The 18,067-nt window shown below is 50.1% G+C and carries 16 protein-coding genes, 1 rRNA gene and 1 riboswitch; of the genes, 1 reads left to right on the forward strand and 16 read right to left on the reverse strand.

The window, feature by feature from the left end; translation table 11 throughout:
- Positions 1-32: 32 nt before the first annotated feature.
- The 14 genes from KNO70_RS13925 to purE all read right to left on the reverse strand — a co-directional run bounded on the left by KNO70_RS13925 (position 33) and on the right by purE (position 16,873).
- On the reverse strand, positions 33-1,775 hold the full coding sequence (locus KNO70_RS13925; protein ID WP_214812742.1) for an adenine deaminase C-terminal domain-containing protein: 1,743 nt from the start codon (positions 1,773-1,775) through the stop codon (positions 33-35).
- A 182-nt stretch (positions 1,776-1,957) separates the two neighbouring features.
- Entirely contained in the window at positions 1,958-4,246 is a 2,289-nt protein-coding gene (locus tag KNO70_RS13930; protein ID WP_078146259.1) for a bifunctional diguanylate cyclase/phosphodiesterase, read from the reverse strand.
- 90 nt (positions 4,247-4,336) lie between these two features.
- On the reverse strand, positions 4,337-5,590 hold the full coding sequence (gene purD / locus KNO70_RS13935) for a phosphoribosylamine--glycine ligase (protein ID WP_214812743.1): 1,254 nt from the start codon (positions 5,588-5,590) through the stop codon (positions 4,337-4,339).
- Between the two features lie 14 nt (positions 5,591-5,604).
- On the reverse strand, positions 5,605-7,125 hold the full coding sequence (gene purH / locus KNO70_RS13940) for a bifunctional phosphoribosylaminoimidazolecarboxamide formyltransferase/IMP cyclohydrolase (RefSeq protein ID WP_214812744.1): 1,521 nt from the start codon (positions 7,123-7,125) through the stop codon (positions 5,605-5,607).
- On the reverse strand, positions 7,122-7,700 hold the full coding sequence (purN, locus tag KNO70_RS13945; RefSeq protein ID WP_078146256.1) for a phosphoribosylglycinamide formyltransferase: 579 nt from the start codon (positions 7,698-7,700) through the stop codon (positions 7,122-7,124). Before purN ends, purH begins: the two co-directional genes overlap by 4 nt.
- Complete coding sequence (gene purM / locus KNO70_RS13950; protein WP_214685456.1) at positions 7,697-8,731, reverse strand: phosphoribosylformylglycinamidine cyclo-ligase; 1,035 nt, start codon at positions 8,729-8,731, stop codon at positions 7,697-7,699. The genes purN and purM overlap by 4 nt, the downstream gene beginning before the upstream one ends.
- A 12-nt stretch (positions 8,732-8,743) precedes the next feature.
- Positions 8,744-10,153, reverse strand: coding sequence for an amidophosphoribosyltransferase (purF, locus tag KNO70_RS13955; protein ID WP_015880711.1), 1,410 nt, complete (start codon positions 10,151-10,153; stop codon positions 8,744-8,746).
- Positions 10,129-12,348 carry a phosphoribosylformylglycinamidine synthase subunit PurL gene (gene purL / locus KNO70_RS13960; RefSeq protein ID WP_078146254.1) on the reverse strand — a complete coding sequence of 740 codons (2,220 nt, stop codon included), beginning with the start codon at positions 12,346-12,348 and terminating at the stop codon, positions 10,129-10,131. The genes purF and purL overlap by 25 nt, the downstream gene beginning before the upstream one ends.
- Positions 12,332-13,012, reverse strand: a complete 681-nt coding sequence (gene purQ / locus KNO70_RS13965; RefSeq protein ID WP_031420919.1) for a phosphoribosylformylglycinamidine synthase subunit PurQ — start codon at positions 13,010-13,012, stop codon at positions 12,332-12,334. The genes purL and purQ overlap by 17 nt, the downstream gene beginning before the upstream one ends.
- The gene (gene purS / locus KNO70_RS13970) at positions 13,009-13,251 is read right to left on the reverse strand and encodes a phosphoribosylformylglycinamidine synthase subunit PurS (RefSeq protein ID WP_031420917.1); all 243 of its coding nucleotides are present in this window, start codon (positions 13,249-13,251) and stop codon (positions 13,009-13,011) included. Before purS ends, purQ begins: the two co-directional genes overlap by 4 nt.
- Positions 13,248-13,952 carry a phosphoribosylaminoimidazolesuccinocarboxamide synthase gene (purC, locus tag KNO70_RS13975; protein ID WP_214812745.1) on the reverse strand — a complete coding sequence of 235 codons (705 nt, stop codon included), beginning with the start codon at positions 13,950-13,952 and terminating at the stop codon, positions 13,248-13,250. Before purC ends, purS begins: the two co-directional genes overlap by 4 nt.
- Positions 13,953-14,001: 49 nt before the next feature.
- Complete coding sequence (purB, locus tag KNO70_RS13980; RefSeq protein ID WP_015880706.1) at positions 14,002-15,294, reverse strand: adenylosuccinate lyase; 1,293 nt, start codon at positions 15,292-15,294, stop codon at positions 14,002-14,004.
- The gene (gene purK, locus KNO70_RS13985; RefSeq protein ID WP_214812746.1) at positions 15,291-16,385 is read right to left on the reverse strand and encodes a 5-(carboxyamino)imidazole ribonucleotide synthase; all 1,095 of its coding nucleotides are present in this window, start codon (positions 16,383-16,385) and stop codon (positions 15,291-15,293) included. The genes purB and purK overlap by 4 nt, the downstream gene beginning before the upstream one ends.
- Positions 16,385-16,873 (reverse strand): 5-(carboxyamino)imidazole ribonucleotide mutase, encoded by a 489-nt coding sequence (gene purE, locus KNO70_RS13990; RefSeq protein WP_074032924.1) that lies wholly within the window; start codon positions 16,871-16,873, stop codon positions 16,385-16,387. Before purE ends, purK begins: the two co-directional genes overlap by 1 nt.
- Positions 16,874-16,941: 68 nt before the next feature.
- Positions 16,942-17,043, reverse strand: a riboswitch (purine riboswitch).
- Positions 17,044-17,189: 146 nt separating this feature from the next.
- Here purE and KNO70_RS13995 point away from each other — a divergent pair.
- On the forward strand, positions 17,190-17,660 hold the full coding sequence (locus KNO70_RS13995; RefSeq protein WP_214812747.1) for an NUDIX hydrolase: 471 nt from the start codon (positions 17,190-17,192) through the stop codon (positions 17,658-17,660).
- Positions 17,661-17,702: 42 nt separating this feature from the next.
- Here KNO70_RS13995 and KNO70_RS14000 read toward each other — a convergent pair whose 3' ends face one another.
- Both KNO70_RS14000 and rrf read right to left on the reverse strand, forming a co-directional pair.
- The gene (locus KNO70_RS14000; RefSeq protein ID WP_015880702.1) at positions 17,703-17,894 is read right to left on the reverse strand and encodes an NETI motif-containing protein; all 192 of its coding nucleotides are present in this window, start codon (positions 17,892-17,894) and stop codon (positions 17,703-17,705) included.
- 87 nt (positions 17,895-17,981) lie between these two features.
- A 5S ribosomal RNA gene (gene rrf / locus KNO70_RS14005) occupies positions 17,982-18,067 on the reverse strand; the annotation flags it as partial.

An 18,067-nucleotide genomic window follows, 5' to 3' on the forward strand; every position in this document is an offset into this window, starting at 1 on the left:
TTCTAAAGCAGGGGCGCCCCGGACTCAACTATTCATCGCAAAATCGCAGGAAATAGTACTTGTTTCTTCATGACTTCGTAAATGCCGAGAGGTGTCGCCCGAACATATGGCAAATGGGTAGATGCTAAAAATAGTAATGTATAAATCGGATCTTCGAACTGATAGCCCCTCGCCATGAGCTCGTCTCGCAGCTGTTTCTCTTGATCGATGAGTGTTTCGAGTTGCTCCGTCGACGTCATCCCACAGAGTGGTAACGGGATCTCGGCAACGATTTCGCCCTGGTCTACGAGGACAATCCCGCCTCCGAGCTCGTTCATTCGTTTGAACGCCAGTAACATATCCTGTTTACATTTCCCTAGAATCAAGTAGTCTCCACTGATCGAGTACGAACTGACAAGTCCACCAAAATCTCGGGCGAAACCTTTCAAGACTGTGTTCAATCGCCATTTCCCTTCTTTATCAAGCAACATGAGAAACGATTCGTCTCCATCACGCGGCAATGCATCTTGACCCGTGTCATGCGTAATTTTAAACAGTTTCATGATGACTGAGTTGATCATGTCGAGTCCGACGGGCATGCTGAAAGATAGGTCTTGTGGCGTCAGTTCGATTGAAACGTCTGTCGACGGCATCTTATTGAGGACTGCTTCCACTAATTCGTTCGGGAAAAGCGATACCCCATCACGATAAATCCATTGCCCTTTCGCAATCACAGCCGTCGGACGCGGTTCCTCGATGGCATCTAGAATGTTCAAGTGCGCGATACGGCCTGGCGCAATCGCCCCTAAAATGTGATCGAGGTCAAAGTGACGAGCCACGTTATGAGAGACAATCCGGTAGGCTTCGATAGCCGGTAATCCCGCTTCGATCAAAATGCGGACAAGAGCATCCTGCATGCCGTCCTCATAAAAGCCCGGTGTCGAACCGTCCGTTGTCACCATGAGATGGTCGAACGCCGTCAGTCCATTTGCCAATAGATCACGGATCATCTCCGGCAGGTCCGGACGAATCGAGGAATGTCGAAGCGTCGTCGTATAACCTAGTTCCAATCGATTGAACGCCTCTTCCGCCGTCATCGCCTCATGGTCGCTGTGTACTCCCATCAACGCCATTTTAGTCAATGTCTTCGGCGACGCCCCCGGAAAATGCCCCTCGACCGGCAAACCGCACGTTTCGGCGTCAAGCATCCACTGAAGCATCTCATCATCACCCTTCAAGGCGCGCGGCCATGCCGTTAATTCACCTGCCATGACGACGTCCGGATGGTTAAACCACTCGTGAATGCGTTCCGAGTCGACAGCCACGCTCTCCCGGTCCAACTCCGTTTGCGTATCCAAACGGGCCCACCAATATGTACTCGTCGGCAATTGTTGAATCGCATCGAGTTGCGCAAACGCTTGCTCTTTCTCTTGTAAAAAAAGCAGCATGTTGTCATTGACGAGCGTCGTCGTTCCACGCTCTCCTGCATATTTTGACAACGTCGCCGGATTGTATAATTGAAACGGATGAGCGTGAGGCTCGATATACCCAGGTACAATATACTTTCCTGTCACATCGACCGTTTCGACCGCTGATTCTGGTAAGTCTGGACCGACATACACGATGCGATCTCCCTCAATCCAAATATTCGCGATTCTCCATTGTTTTACGTAGACGTTCAAATACGTTGCGTTTTGTAAGACGAGCGAAGGTGGCCGCAATCGATCTACGACTTCAAGTTGTGAACGAATCATCACTTTAGACCACGGTGCCCGCGCCGTTCTTTTTGTTGGCATCGAACCCAATCCTCCCTTTTTCCCTTTCAAAGCTATAAAAGAATAATTTTGAAAGCGTTTTCTTTACCTGTTTCAAGTTTACCTTTTCTCTGAATGGGTCGCAAGTTATGTTCCCTATTGTAACAAATTTCACATATATTTTTCACAAAAAAGGCGACTCTTCCTATGAAGAGTCACCTACATCAAATTTGAGTCATGACGGTTTTACGTAAGTACAGGTGCAATTGATTGACCGGAATCGGTTTACTGTAATGATAACCTTGAATGAGCGAACCACTATATTCTAATACGAACGCAAGCTGTTCCGGTCGCTCGACCCCTTCCGTGACAATCTCGAGTCCAAGCGTTTGGAAAGTTTGATATAGCCCTTCTAACAGCGCGCGGTCAAATTTATTCTCCGGAATCCCTTTCACGAAGTTTTGATCGATTTTAACGATGTCGAGACACAGGGATTGCAAGTATGAAAGCGACGATGTTCCGACACCGAAGTCATCAAGTGATATTTTGACACCGATGGCCTTTAACGCTTGAATGAATTGTTGAAGTTCATACACATTCCCACCGACTTCACTCTCTGTGATTTCCACATGCAACCGGTGTGGGGGAAATCCTGTCTTAGCGATCGTTTCCTCCAACGCTTCTAAAAACGAGCCGTCTAAAATCTGACGTTTCGAGACGTTAATGGATAAAAATAAGTCAAGTCGCTCTGCGTACTCTTGAATCTCGGTGATGGCGCGCACAAGCACCCAACGTCCCACATCTGAGATGAGCCCGAGTTGCTCCGCAACCGGAATGAACACGCCGGGAGAGACGAATCCTTTCTGTGGATGGTGCCAGCGAATCAACGCCTCGACTCCTCTAACTTGAAACGGCTGCGGTGAGACGATTGGTTGGTAATAAAGTTCGAACTCATCATGACGCAGCGCATGACGTAAATCACGTTCCATTTCGAGTGCCTGCAAGTAATGACTCCCATCTTTAATCTCCTGATAGGAAAGAATCTGATCTTTCCCGGATGCTTTGGCTTCGTGTAAGACGACATCGAGTCGCGCCATCATCACCTCATAGGAATGATGCGTCGGTCCAGTCAATTCGTCGATGCTGATACTCAAGGTCAAATGGTTCATCCCTTGCTTCAAACCCCATTCGCGCAAATCTTTCACCAATTGATTGGCGATGATCATGAGCTCCTCGGTCGTCCATTCCGGATGAATCAAGATGAACTCGTCCGCTCCGATTCTTGCAACGAAGCCATCCTCTTTATAAAACATCAATCGAGAGGCAAAGAACGTCAGCATCGCATCTCCCATACGCTGACCAAATTGATCGTTGATCCGTCGGAAGTTGTCGAAATCGATTCCCATCACTCCAATCGACCGGGTCGTTTCCGGTAAGCTCACGAACATCTCTTCGACCGCCAATCGGTTTGGAAGACGGGTCAAAGAATCTCGGAAGGCACGCGTCAACGATTCTTTTTGTGTCTGTTCGAGTGCATCGAGCACCTCGTTCATGCTGATCGCCATCTCTTCAATCTCGTCTTGTTGATTTGGATGCAACTGAATCCGTAACCGACTATTCCGTTCTTTCGTGATCCATTTCAGTTCGTTGACGATGCCCATCAATCGTTTCGTGACAATTTGATTCACCGACCAAAACAGTGTCAACAATAGACCAAGACCGAGCACAAGCAGCCCGAGCATCCCCGTTTCTAACATGGTCTGTGTATTGGTATAGTACATTCGCTTCACCGAGAAGTTGAGTTCCCAGTTCGCATCTTGATAGACGGATTGAAGCGGTAACGAGACACGTGCAAATTGATTGTCTTCATCGACCGTCAACTGCCGGTGTGAAAGAGGACTGATCGATAATTTCGTTTTTGCTTGGGCACTCATCGCGGCCATGAAGTCTGGACCGATTTTTTGAATGAGTACGAGCGTCCCACCCGGCTTTCCTGTCCCATCACTTCTCAAAATCGGATGACTCATGAAGACGACCGGACCGAAATCGGTGCCATACACCGCACTTTGTTTGATTCCTGACGAGTTGACGTAACGGATCAAGTCGTTCGTGAAGATCTCTTTGTCCTCTTCACGATCCAATTCATAAAATTGAGTAAACTCCGAGTAGACGACCTTTCGATCACGGTCGAGGAAAATCATTGCGCCGACCCCTAAGTTTTCGAGTGTCTCTTCCCCCATGTTGTTTTCAATGAATGCTTCATTCTGATTTTGAACAAAATCATAGGCATTCGTCCAAACTGACCAATCGACAAGAATCCGCTCGAGCATAAGTCGGTGATTGGCGAACACTTCTGACACACTTTCGATTTGATCGCGGGTCATCGCCCTGTCCTGTTCAATACTTTTCTCTACAAAATACGGTTTGATGACGAATAAAATGACACCGATGAAGAGTACGATGTTCACGGCTATCGCAATAAATAATTTTGTTTGAACACGCAGGCCGACCACCCTCCTTCTTCAAGCTACTTTATTATTGTAGAACAGGATATCGGCATTTCCTTTTTTTCGCATGAAAAAAAGGATGGGTTGACCCATCCTTTAAATAATGTGTTCAAACGCTCGCGCCCCGATATCCGATCGATAGAACGTTTCAGGTAAATCGAGTTGTGAAATTGCCGCATACACAGCCGTTTTCGCCTCAAGCAGTGTCGGCTTCGTCGCCGTCACAACGAGTAGACGACCTCCGCTCCCTACGACTTGATCGCCCTTCTTTGTCGTGCCGGCATGGAAGACAAGCACATCTTTCGGAAGCGACTCAAATCCTGATAACACCTGGCCCGTGATTGGTCGGTCCGGATACCCTTCGGCCGCAATGACGACACCCATCGTGTATCCGTCAATCCACTCAACCGAATACGATTTTTGGCGAACGACCGCTTCAATCACGTCCAGGAGCGGCGATTTCAAATTCGGCAAGATGACCTCCGTTTCCGGGTCACCGAAACGTGCGTTGAATTCGATGACTTTTGGTCCATTTGCCGTCAAGATGAGACCGGCGTACAAGAATCCTTCAAATGGAGTGCCTCGTTTGACCATCGTCTGCGCGAGTGGTTCTAATACGGTCTTCACCGATTCCTCATACACGTCCTTTGAAAGATGTGGCATCGGGCTATAAGCGCCCATCCCACCCGTGTTCGGTCCCCTGTCGCCGTCATAGGCACGTTTATGATCTTGCGAGGTGATCATCGGAATGACACGCTCTCCCGAGACGAACGCCATGAGCGAAAACTCTTCCCCATCGAGGAACTCTTCGATGACGACTTGTGACTGTTGCCCAAATTTATCCGTCGTGAAAATATCACGTACGGCAGCTTCTGCCTCTTCGACCGTGAACGCAACCGTGACGCCTTTACCGGCAGCCAATCCGTCCGCCTTGACGACGAGTGGTGCACCGAGCTTCTCGATATAGGCAAGCGCCGATGCCGCATCCGTGAACGCTTCGTATGCCGCTGTCGGAATTCCGGCTTCCATCATGACTTCTTTGGCGAATGCCTTGCTTCCCTCGAGTAAGGCAGCCGCTTTCGTCGGTCCAAAGATGTTCAGCCCTTTGTCGCGGAACGTGTCCACGACTCCTACCATGAGCGACGACTCCGGTCCGACAATCGTCCATTCGATTTCGTTCTCTTCTGCGAAATGGGCGAGCTCCTCCACGTCTGTTTCATGGATCGACGCGCACGTCATCCCTTCCATGAAGTCGTTGCCCGGTGCAACGAAGACGTGATGCCCGTCTTGTTTCAACTTCCATGCGAGCGCATGCTCGCGTCCTCCTCGACCGATGACCAATACGTTCATGACGCAAACCCCTCTCAGTGTTTGAAATGTCTGACTGATGTGAATACCATCGTAATGCCATGGCGATTTGCCGCTTCAATCGATTCGGCATCACGAATCGACCCACCCGGTTGGATGATGGCCGTGATGCCCGCTGCCGCTGCCGCTTCGACCGTATCTGCCATCGGGAAGAAGGCATCACTTCCGAGAGCCGCGCCTGACGCGCGTTCCCCGGCTTGTTCAAAAGCGATTTTCGCTGCACCGACGCGGTTCATCTGTCCGGCACCGATTCCAATCGTCGTCTCGTCTTTTGCGACGACAATCGCGTTCGATTTGACGTGCTTGACGACACGCCATGCAAGTTTCAAATCTTCCCATTCCGCTGCTGTCGGGCGACGATCCGTCACGATTTGGCATGAGGCATCATCGAGTGTCATGTCATCCCCGTCTTGTACGAGCAATCCTCCGGCGACAGCCGTAAGGCGCATGCTTGTCATCTGTCCCATATCTAACGTCAACAACCGAAGATTCTTTTTCTCTTTCAATCGGTCAAGTGCTGCCTCACTAAAGGATGGGGCAATAATGATCTCTAAAAAGATGTTGCGAAGGGCATCTGCCGTCTCAAGATCGACTTCACGGTTTAAGGCGACAATTCCACCAAAGATTGAGACCGGGTCGGCCGCATGGGCACGTTCGAACGCTTGAGAAATCGTCCGTCCGACTGCAACGCCGCACGGGTTCATGTGCTTGACGACGACTGCCGCCGGCTCAGTCAATTCACTGAGTGCTTCAAGGGCTGCATTCGTATCTTGAATGTTGTTATACGAGAGCTCTTTCCCGTGAAGCTGTGTCGCATTCGCAAGTGTCATCCCGTCATATAACGGTGTCTTATAAAACGCCGCTTGTTGGTGTGGGTTCTCTCCGTAACGAAGGTCTTGAACTTTTTCATACGTGACCGTCAACTGCTCTGGGAACGTTTCGCCGATTTGACGACCTAAGTAGTCAGCAATCAACGCGTCATAGGCAGCCGTATGTCGGAACGCTTTCGTCGCAAGACGTTGACGTGTTTCAAACGATGTACCGCCTCCACGTACTTCCTCGGCGACGAGTGTATAATCACTCGGGTCCACGACGACGGTGACACTCGCATGGTTTTTCGCAGCCGAACGCAACATGCTCGGTCCACCGATATCAATGTTTTCAATCGCTTCTTCGTATGTCGTATTCTCTTTCGCAATCGTCTCCTTGAACGGATACAGATTGACCACGACATAATCGATTGGTTCGATGTGATGATCTTTCATTTGTGCGACATGCGTATCGAGGTCGCGACGTCCGAGCAAGCCCCCGTGAACGAGTGGGTGCAACGTTTTGACACGGCCGTCTAACATTTCAGGGAACGATGTCACTTCCGAAATGTTCTTGACTGGCAATCCTGCCTGTTGAAGCGCAGCCTCGGTCCCACCTGTTGAGATGAGCTCGATGCCCGCCTCATGCAAGACGGTCGCGAGTTCGACAATTCCCGTTTTATCAGAAACACTTAATAATGCTCTCACTTGAAAACCTCCTGTTGATTCAACACTTGTTGTAATACGCGCGGATACAGTTGGTGCTCGATCGTCTGAATGCGACGCGTCGCCTCGGTGCGGTCACACCCTTCAATCTCGACAGACGCCTGTGCGATGATCGGACCCGTGTCCATCCCCGCATCCACATAATGAACGGTCACACCACTCGTCGGTACGTTGGCGTCAAGCGCCTGTCCGATCGCGTCTTTACCCGGAAAAGCGGGTAAAAGCGATGGATGAATGTTTAGAATGCGATTCGGATATGCGGATAGTAACACATTACCGATCAAGCGCATATACCCCGCCAACACGATATAGTCTACACGAAGCGTACGGAGCAGGACGAGAATCTCTTCCTCGAACTCTTCTTTTGACGCGTACGCCTTCGGTGTAAACGAAAAACTCGGAATCCCGTGACGCTCCGCTCGATCGAGAACAGCAGCTTCTGGTTTGTCCGTCACGAGCAACACACATTCAGCAGACAAATGACCATCGGCGATCGCTTGCCAGATTGCTTCGGCGTTACTTCCCGATCCTGACGCAAAGATGGCAAATCGTTTCATTGGTCCACTCCTGAAATCCGGATGCCTGGACGACTCTCGACTTTCCCGATTCGGTGCGCAGTCTCCCCGACACGTTCAAGCGCCGCTTCGACGAGTTCCACATCTTCAGCTCGTACCGTGATCATATACCCGATTCCCATATTGAAGACGTTGAACATTTCTTGCTTCGAGATGTTCCCGACTTGTTCGAGCCAGTCGAATACAGGAAGACTCGGCCAACTCGACGCATCGAACGTGATGCCAAGACCTTCTGGCAACATGCGAGGCACATTCTCATAGAAGCCACCACCTGTGATGTGTGCCATCCCTTGAACCTTGCCTGTCGAAATGGCCGCTTTCGCCGCTTCGGCATAAATCCGTGTCGGCAACAGCAAGGCGTTCCCGAGTGTCGTATCGAGCATCGCAATCTCGTCCGTATAATGAAGACCTTGCGCTTCGACGATATGACGTACAAGCGAGAACCCGTTCGAGTGGACGCCTGAAGATGCAAGTCCGAGCACGACATCCCCATCCTGAATCGTCGAACCGTCGAGCAAGTCCTCTTTCTCTACGACACCGACCGCAAATCCAGCGATGTCATATTCGCCATCCGGATACATCCCTGGCATCTCAGCCGTTTCGCCACCGACGAGCGCACAACCGGCTTGGACACACCCTTCCGCAACACCGGCGACGATTCTTTCCAGTTTGGCCGGTTCTGCTTTCCCGGTCGCAATATAGTCGAGGAAATAGAGCGGTTCTGCTCCATGCACGAGACAATCGTTGACGCACATGGCGACGCAATCGATTCCAATCGTGTCGTGTTGGTCGAGCGCGAACGCCAATTTCAGTTTCGTCCCGACCCCGTCAGTCCCGCTCACGAGAATCGGATGTTTCATGTTCATCGAACCGAGGTCAATCATCGCTCCGAAACTACCGAGTCCTGTCATCACTTCCGGACGCATTGTCCGAGCGACATGACGTTTCATACGGGATACGGCCTCGTACCCTGCTTCTAAATTCACACCCGCTTGTTCATAACGAACGCTCATCGCTTTTCCCCCTTAAGCCTTTGTCTCTGTCACGAGTTCTGCAAGTTCAGTCGGATAAAGTCCCGTGAAGCATGCAGCACACTGCCCGCGTAGTGCTCCTTCGAATGGACGATCGATGGCTTCGACCGTTCCATCCAATGTGAGGAACGCTAGTGAATCGGCACCAATCTCTTCTCTGATTTCTTCAATGGATTTGGTTGCCGCAATTAACTCTTCCTTGGTGGATGTATCGATTCCGTAGTAACACGGATGTTTGATCGGTGGTGACGTGATGCGCACATGCACTTCCGTCGCGCCTGCCTCTCGTAGTAACGTGACGATTCGGCGACTCGTCGTTCCACGGACGATGGAATCATCGACCATGATGACGCGTTTCCCGTTTACGACACCGCGTAACGCTGACAACTTCATCTTCACCCCGCGCTCCCGTAATTCCTGGGACGGTTGAATGAACGTCCGTCCGACGTAACGGTTTTTAATGAGTCCCATTTCGTAAGGAATTCCGCTCGCCTCAGCATAGCCGATTGCCGCAGAAATACTCGAATCCGGAACACCTGTCACGACATCCGCTTCGACCGGTGCTTCTTCAAACATCTTTTTCCCCATGGCCTTACGCGCCGTATGCACGTTGATGCCATCGATGATGGAGTCTGGTCTTGAGAAGTAGATGTATTCCATTGAGCACATGGCACGGACGGCCGCTTCACTGAATCGCTCTGACGTGATGCCTTCATTCGTGACCATGAGCAATTCTCCTGGCTCCACATCCCGTACGTACGTCGCCCCCACGACGTCAAACGCACACGTTTCTGAAGCGAACACGTAAGCCCCGTCTTCGGTTTGTCCGAGTGATAATGGACGTAACCCATGCACGTCAACACCGACGTACAGTGCATCTTCCGTCAAGAACAGGAATGCGAATGCCCCGACGAGACGGGCCAAGCTGTCGGCGATCCGTTCTTTCAACGAATTGCCGCGACTCCGCTTGATGAGGTGGGCCACGACTTCCGTGTCGGACGTTGTCTGGAAGATCGCGCCTTCCGCTTCGAGCATGTGTTTCAATTCGTTCGCATTCACAAGGTTTCCGTTATGCGCCATCGCCAAATCACCAGTCAACGACTTGAAATGGAGCGGTTGAACATTCTCGAGCGTGTTGCCGCCAGCCGTCGAGTAGCGGACGTGTCCAATCGCATGGTTCCCGGTGAGTGCGTCGAGAGATGTTTCGTCAAACACTTCGGTGACGAGTCCGAGTCCACGTTTTGCGTGGAGACGCTCTCCGTCTGCCGTGACGATTCCTGTTCCTTCTTGGCCACGGTGTTGCAAGCTGTGAAGTCCGTAATAGGCTAGGTGTGACGCTTCGATGTGACCGAACACACCGAAGACGCCGCATTCCTCGTTCATGCCTCGGATGTCATATAACATGGAATAGCTCCTTCCCATACACGCTCTAACTCTTTCACGTCCATTTCAATCAAGCGGTCGCTTGCGCGAACGACAAGAGTGGATGTTTCTGTAACTGTCCCGATTGCTTTTCCGTTCGTCATGCTCGCGAATGCCTCGGCATGTGCCTTGTCGACCGTCACGAGGAAACGTGACTGTGATTCACTGAATAGCGCCGTCACGAGATCTGTGTCAATCGTCACGTCCACGCCGAACCCTGTTCCAAAGACCAGTTCCGGTAACGCTGCCGCAAGACCCCCCTCTGATACATCATGTGCCGCCGTGACCAGACCTTCACGGATAGCGTGAAGCAACGCCTTTTGTGTCTGACGTTCTTCTTCAAGATTGAGTGTCGGTGCATGACCGCTCACTTTTCCGTCTTGCAACATCTGAAGGGCACTTCCGCCAAACTCTGCTTTTGTCTCACCGAGTAAGAAGACGACGTCTCCCGCTTGTTTCGCAAACGATGTCGTAATATGTTCTGGTTTCTCGATGAGCCCGACCATTCCAACGACCGGTGTCGGGTAGATGGCTTGTCCGTTTGATTCGTTATAAAGCGATACGTTCCCTCCGATGACTGGCGTATCGAGCGTACGACACGCTTCTGCCATTCCTTCGACGGCTTGGTCGAGCTGCCAGAACCCTTCCGGTTTATCCGGGCTCCCGAAGTTGAGACAGTCCGTCAAGGCGAGTGGTTCTGCACCACTTGCGACGATATTTCGTGCCGCCTCCGCGACAGCGATGGCTCCACCGACACGTGGGTCGAGATAGACATATTTCGCATTGCAGTCTGTTGTCATCGCGAGCGACTTCTCCGTTTCACGAATGCGAATGACCGCGGCATCACTACCCGGTGCGACGACTGTCGACGTTTGTACCATATGGTCATATTGCTCATACACCCAACGTTTCGAGGCGATGCTCGGCATCGCAAGGACGTCTTTCCATGTCGTCATCACATCTTCGACGACTGGTGTGACCGGCTCCATCGCTTGGAATGCTTCATAATATGCTGGAACTTTAGACGGTTTATGATAGACCGGTGCGTCTTCTGCGAGTGCATCGACCGGTACTTCGGCCGCGACTTCCCCTTGATGAACGAGACGAAGTACTTTTTCTTCAATGACTTCGCCAACTTTGACTGCATGAAGTCCCCACTTCGTGACGATTGCTTCGATTTCGTCTTCATGTCCAGCTTTGACGACGAGAAGCATCCGCTCTTGCGATTCCGAAAGCATCATCTCGTAAGGTGTCATGCCTGTCTCACGTTGTGGGACGAGGTCTAGGTTCATCTCGATTCCCATCCCTGCTTTTGATGCCATCTCTGCTGACGATGACGTCAATCCGGCTGCGCCCATGTCTTGAATCCCGACAAGCGCAGGATGTTTGATGACTTCGAGACACGCTTCGATCAAAAGTTTCTCCATGAACGGGTCCCCGACTTGGACGGCCGGACGTTTCTCGTCCGCGTCTTCTCCGAGTTCTTCAGAAGCGAACGTGGCACCATGGATTCCATCACGCCCTGTCGTCGCTCCGACGTACATGACCGAGTTTCCGACACCTTCCGCGATTCCTTTTTGAATGTCTTCATGACGGATGAAGCCGACGCACATCGCGTTGACGAGCGGGTTTCCTGAGTAAGCCGGGTCAAAGGCGACTTCCCCACCGACAGTCGGGATGCCGACGCAGTTCCCGTATCCAGCGATGCCGGATACGACATGACCGAATAAATGTTTCACACGTGATTCGTTCAAATCTCCGAAACGGAGTGAGTTCAATAAAGCGATCGGACGGGCGCCCATCGAGAAGATGTCACGGATGATTCCGCCCACCCCAGTCGCCGCTCCTTGATAAGGCTCGATCGCGGATGGATGATTATGACTCTCGATTTTAAAGGCGACGGCTTGACCGTCTCCGATGTCGACGATTCCAGCCCCTTCTCCTGGTCCTTGTAAGACGTGCTTGCCGGTTGTCGGAAACTTCCGGAGCACCGGTTTCGAGTTTTTGTACGAACAGTGTTCAGACCACATGACCGAGAAGAGACCGATCTCTGTATAATTCGGTTCCCGGCCAAGCAGTGAGACGACGAGCGCGTATTCGTCGTCCGATAATCCCATCGTGGCATAGATCCGTTCATCACGGATTTGTGTAGCTGTCGGTTCAGTTGTAAGTAACATGTCGTGCCCCCCATTTTACGATTGACGTGAATAACCGTTTACCGTCTTCCCCACCGAGCAACGCTTCGACCGCACGCTCCGGGTGTGGCATCATGCCGAGTACGTTCCCTGCCTCGTTCGTGATGCCGGCGATGTTTTCGACCGATCCGTTCGGGTTCTCTTTATAGGTGAACGCAATCTGGCCATTTGCCTTCAATGTCTCGAGTGTCGTCTCGTCACAGTAGTAGTTGCCCTCACCGTGTGCGATTGGCACGCGAATCGTTTCCTGTGCCGCGTACTCACTTGTGAACATCGTCTCGTTGTTTTCGACGACAAGGTCGACGGTCTTACACATGAATTTCAAATCGCGGTTTCGCATCAATACACCTGGGAGGAGTCCCGCTTCGACGAGCACTTGGAATCCGTTACATACGCCAAGAACCGGGCGTCCTTCTTCCGCGAAACGCTTCACTTCAGCCATGATTGGTGAAAACTGGGCGATTGACCCGCAGCGCAAGTAGTCTCCGTATGAGAAACCACCTGGTAAGAGGACTCCATCAAATCCTTCAAGTGAGGTTTCCGTATGGAACACGTATTCCGCTTCTTCCCCGAGCACATCTTTTACCGCATGGTACATGTCGAGGTCACAGTTTGATCCTGGAAAGACGATGACCGCAAACTTCATGCGAGTACCCCCATCTCGATTTCAAAATTCTCAATGACCGTATTGACGAGTAACTTCTCACACATCTCTTTGACCATGGCTTCTGTCGTGTCGTCCGCTACTTGAAGCTCGATGACTTTCCCGATCCGCACCGATTCAACTCCAGCGAATCCGAGATGTTCGAGCCCGCCTTTTACGGCAACTCCTTGTGGGTCGAGTACACTTTCACGTAATGTCACATACACATTTACTTTTTTCATTGTCCGTTTCCCCCTATGCGTGTTAACAATTGTCCATACGTCTCAGTCAAAGAACCTAAATCGCGACGGAATACATCTTTATCAAGTTTCTGTTTCGTTTCTTTGTCCCAGAGACGGCACGTATCCGGTGAGATTTCATCCGCCAAAATGATCGTCCCATCCACTTTTCCGAACTCTAGTTTGAAATCGATCACGTCGATGCCGTGTTGACTAAAGAAATCGAGCAAGACATCGTTTACCCAAAGCCCGAGTTGTCGCAATGTTTCGACTTCTTTGTGTGTGGCAACTTGCAATAATCGAATATGATCTTCTGTGAGGATTGGGTCTCCAAGTGCATCGTCTTTATAATAAAACTCGACAATCGGTGCGAGGAGCGGTGTTCCCTCTTCCCAACCGAGACGTTTCGCTAGACTACCGGCCGCGACGTTGCGGACGACCACCTCTAACGGGATGATGTCGACACGGCGGACCAACTGTTCTCGCTCTGAGATTCGTTTGATAAAGTGCGTCGGAATCTTGTTGTCATGCATCAATTCGAACAACTGGGTCGTGATGGCATTGTTTAAAATCCCCTTCCCATCAATCGACTCTTTCTTTTCTCCATTGAATGCTGTCGCATCGTCTTTATAGTACACACGAAGCACACCCGCTTCTTCTGTCTCAAATAACGCCTTCGCCTTGCCCTCATAAATTGCTTTCATCTGAACCGTTCCCCCTTAAAAGTGAGAGGGGCTTGTCGCCCCTCAACGATTACAAACCACAGCGTTCAAAAATCGTATCGACACGGCGTACGTGATAACGCGGGTCGAACAACTCATCGAGCTCTTCACTCGTAAAGAGTGCGCCCATCTCTTTGTCCTCTTCAATCAATGTACGGAACATCGTCTCTTCTTCCCATGCCTGCATCGCTTTCGGTTGAACCGCGTCGTATGCCGCTTCACGTGACCAGCCCTTCTCGATGAGACCGAGTAAGATCCGTTGCGAGAAGATGATTCCGAACGTACGGTCCATGTTGCGACGCATGTTGTCCGGGAAGACCGTCAAGTTCTTCACGATATTACCGAAACGGTTCAACATGTAGTTGAGAAGAATCGTCGCATCCGGAATGATGATTCGTTCTGCTGATGAGTGCGAGATATCACGTTCATGCCAGAGTGGGACGTTCTCGTATGCTGTCATCATATGACCGCGAATGACGCGTGCAAGACCCGTCATATTTTCAGAACCGATTGGGTTACGTTTATGCGGCATCGCCGACGACCCTTTTTGTCCTTTCGCAAAGAACTCTTCCACTTCGCGTGTCTCTGTTTTTTGAAGTCCACGAATCTCCGTTGCCATCTTTTCAATCGATGTGGCAATCAATGCGAGTGTTGACATGTACTCGGCATGACGGTCACGTTGGAGAGTCTGTGTCGAAATCGGTGCAGCTTGGATACCGAGCTTGTCACAGACGTATGACTCGATGAACGGGTCGATATTCGCAAACGTCCCGACCGCTCCGCTCATCTTCCCGAATTCAATCGTTTCGCGAGCTGCCATGAAGCGTTTTTTGTTCCGTTTCATCTCTTCATACCAGAGGGCGAGCTTCAGACCGAACGTGGTCGGTTCTGCGTGCACGCCGTGGGTACGTCCCATCATGATGTCATACTTATGTGCTTTCGCTTTTTCTGCGAGAATACCGATGAAGCGATCTAAATCGGCCTCTAAAAGATCATTCGCCTGTTTGATTAAGTACGAGAGTGCCGTATCGACGACATCCGTCGACGTCAATCCGTAATGCACCCATTTTTTCTCTTCTCCGAGTGTCTCAGAAACGGCACGAGTGAACGCGATCACATCATGACGTGTCTCTTGTTCAATCTCTAGAATCCGATCAACATCAAACGATGCCTTGTCCCAAAGAACTTGTACATCTTCTTTCGGGATGATACCGAGTTCACTCCAAGCCTCACAGGCATAAAGTTCAACTTTTAACCAAGCCTCGAATTTGTTCTGATCAGTCCAAATGTTTGCCATCTCTGGGCGGGTGTAGCGTGAAATCATAAAACGGTCTCCTTCCAAATTGCCAGTTGTTCGATGGTATGAAGCGCTTCTTCGACCGTGTCACCAAGGACGTTCAAATGTCCCATTTTGCGACCTGTCTTCGCTTCATCTTTTCCATACAGATGTAGTTTAACATTCGATGGCAATGCTTTGACATGAAGTCGTGGCATATGCTCGCCGAGAAGGTTGACCATGACGACAGGCGATGTCAATCTCGTCCGTCCGAGGCGCATCCCGGTCACGGCTCGAATGTGTTGTTCAAATTGTGAGGTTTCACAAGCATCAATCGTGTAGTGCCCGGAGTTGTGCGGACGCGGCGCAAGCTCATTCACATATAGACGGCCATCCGCCATGACGAACAGCTCGACAGCGAGCGTTCCCATTAAGCCGATATGGTCTGCAAGCTGGAGAGCGAGGTGTCTTGCATCCTCTCGAATCTCATTTGATACGCGAGCCGGTACAATCGATAAATGTAGGATGTTGTTGTGATGAATGTTTTCACTGATTGGGAATGTCGACGTTTCGTCATACCCTCTCGTCACAATGACTGAAATTTCTTTTTCAAATGGCAACCAAGCTTCGGCGACATATTCCTGCTCGACAAAATGTTCAACGAATGTCTGAAGGTCATGTTCCGACCGAATGACCGTCTGCCCTTTCCCGTCATAACCGAAGCGACACGTTTTGATGACAAAAGGTAAGCCGAGCTTCTCATATGCCTGCCGTACATCTCGAACCGTACGTACCGAAACATACGGTGCGACACGTAGTCCTGCTGATTCAATCATCTGTTTCTCTAAGATGCGATGTTGCGTCGCCTTCAACACGTCCATACCTTGTGGGCATTTTTCTTCGATGGCTGCAATCATTTCCGTATCGATGTTCTCAAATTCATAAGTCACAACGTCTGAACGAGCAGCGAGTTCTTTTGCGGCATTCACATCATCAAATGAGGCAACAATTGAATCTGCCACTTGAGCAGTCGGTGCATTGGGGTTCGGGTCAAGACAAAGTGTCGTGTATCCCATTGCACTCGCACTGAGTGACATCATCCGTCCAAGTTGTCCTCCACCTAAAATTCCGATTCTCATCAGACCAACTCCTCCGTTCCTCGCATCGCCATCTCTTGTTTCTTCTCACGAAATGCATCAAGTCGATTTGTAATGTCTGTGGAGTGGATGCTGAGAATTTGAGCAGCCAATAATCCTGCATTCGTTGCTCCCGCTTTTCCGATGGCAACAGTTGCTACTGGAACTCCTGCAGGCATCTGAACAATGGAGAGGAGCGAATCCATTCCATTGAGTGCTTTCGACTGAACCGGGACACCGATGACAGGAAGTGTCGTTTTCGCAGCGACCATTCCAGGAAGGTGGGCTGCCCCACCAGCACCCGCAATGATCACTTGGATGCCTCTGCCTCGTGCCTCTTCAGCATATTCGAACATAAGGTCTGGTGTACGGTGAGCTGATACGACTTGTTTTTCATATGGAATCTGTAATTCATCCAACACGTCACATGTATGTTTCATCGTCTCCCAATCAGATGAACTTCCCATGATTACTCCAACTGCTACGTTCATTCCCAATGTCCCCCTTACAAAAAGAAATCCCTAAACCGACAATCAGTTTAGGGTATAGGCATGACAAATACACGTCCGCTACACCCCATAGTCTGATCAGAATCGGTGATCAGGTAGAAACTTGCAAGCCATTTCCTTGCGATTATATGGAGCACTATTTATTTTTCTTATCTCACACGCCTATCGTACCTTGTTCTTTGAAAACATGTCAATAAACTGCGAACATTTTAATTGTCTGAATATTTATCGTTCGCTTTTTGGATGTTATCAGCACAATTTTCTCCGATAATGTATGCTATTGAAAAGGGGGAGTTCGATGAGTTACATATCGAGTCTTAGAGAAGTGATTGGCAACCGTCCGATCATCAGTGTGGGAGCGACCATTTTGGTCATCAATCAAAAGCAAGAGGTACTGATGCAATTCCGATCGGATACACTTGACTGGGGATTACCAGGAGGATCGATGGAACTCGGAGAAACATTGGAAGAAGTCGCTGCAAGAGAATTAGAAGAAGAAACTGGACTTCTCGCTGAGCAATTTGAATTAATCCAAGTCTTTTCCGGTTCAGATGGTTACTTCAAATATCCAAACGGAGACGAGACATACGGTGTCATTCATTTATACCAGGCGAAAAGAGTACATGGAGCGCTCGTCATGGAAGATGGTGAAAGTTTGGCTCTTGAATACTTTAGTAAAGAGAATCTTCCTAAAAAGATAGAAAAACGAGCTCAAACTTTATTGGATGCGCTTGGAGATCGATGCTTTGAACGCGAACATTCATTTTGAGACATAAAAAAGCCGTCACGCAGATTGTGTGACGGCTTGGCATTAGGATTCTTTAGAGACGCATTCAAATAAAATCGATTGATGGGAATGGACAGGTTCATCTTTGGCTCCCGTTTGCTCAAAGACGGGCTTTTCAATACGGCGTATAGGACGATAACCCATTTCGTTGATTCGATCTAAACATTCACTGACCGTTTCATTTGGTTCGACATATACTTTGATCTTCTTAGCCATTGCTTCTTACGTCCTCTCTTCCACTAAGCTGAATCGATGATATGAAAAAACGGCGGCCCTTGAGCGAATGCTCCAGAACCACCGTTTGCCTGGCAACGTCCTATCCTCACAGGGGGAGATCCCCCAACTACTTTCGGCGCTGAGACGCTTAACTTCCGTGTTCGGCATGGGAA

The organism is Exiguobacterium sp. s181 (assembly GCF_018617125.1).
GTDB lineage: Bacteria > Bacillota > Bacilli > Exiguobacteriales > Exiguobacteriaceae > Exiguobacterium > Exiguobacterium profundum.

Coding starts and splice junctions, on each gene's coding strand:
- KNO70_RS13925 (WP_214812742.1), bottom strand. CDS start 1,775: ATGCCAACAAAAAGAACGGCGCGGGCACCGTGGTCTAAAGTGATGATT.
- purD (WP_214812743.1), bottom strand. CDS start 5,590: ATGAACGTATTGGTCATCGGTCGAGGAGGACGCGAGCATGCGCTCGCA.
- purN (WP_078146256.1), bottom strand. CDS start 7,700: ATGAAACGATTTGCCATCTTTGCGTCAGGATCGGGAAGTAACGCCGAA.
- purM (WP_214685456.1), bottom strand. CDS start 8,731: ATGAGCGTTCGTTATGAACAAGCGGGTGTGAATTTAGAAGCAGGGTAC.
- purF (WP_015880711.1), bottom strand. CDS start 10,153: ATGTTATATGACATCCGAGGCATGAACGAGGAATGCGGCGTCTTCGGT.
- purL (WP_078146254.1), bottom strand. CDS start 12,348: ATGTTACTTACAACTGAACCGACAGCTACACAAATCCGTGATGAACGG.
- purQ (WP_031420919.1), bottom strand. CDS start 13,012: ATGAAGTTTGCGGTCATCGTCTTTCCAGGATCAAACTGTGACCTCGAC.
- purS (WP_031420917.1), bottom strand. CDS start 13,251: ATGAAAAAAGTAAATGTGTATGTGACATTACGTGAAAGTGTACTCGAC.
- purC (WP_214812745.1), bottom strand. CDS start 13,952: ATGAAAGCAATTTATGAGGGCAAGGCGAAGGCGTTATTTGAGACAGAA.
- purB (WP_015880706.1), bottom strand. CDS start 15,294: ATGATTTCACGCTACACCCGCCCAGAGATGGCAAACATTTGGACTGAT.
- purK (WP_214812746.1), bottom strand. CDS start 16,385: ATGAGAATCGGAATTTTAGGTGGAGGACAACTTGGACGGATGATGTCA.
- purE (WP_074032924.1), bottom strand. CDS start 16,873: ATGAACGTAGCAGTTGGAGTAATCATGGGAAGTTCATCTGATTGGGAG.
- KNO70_RS13995 (WP_214812747.1), top strand. CDS start 17,190: ATGAGTTACATATCGAGTCTTAGAGAAGTGATTGGCAACCGTCCGATC.
- KNO70_RS14000 (WP_015880702.1), bottom strand. CDS start 17,894: ATGGCTAAGAAGATCAAAGTATATGTCGAACCAAATGAAACGGTCAGT.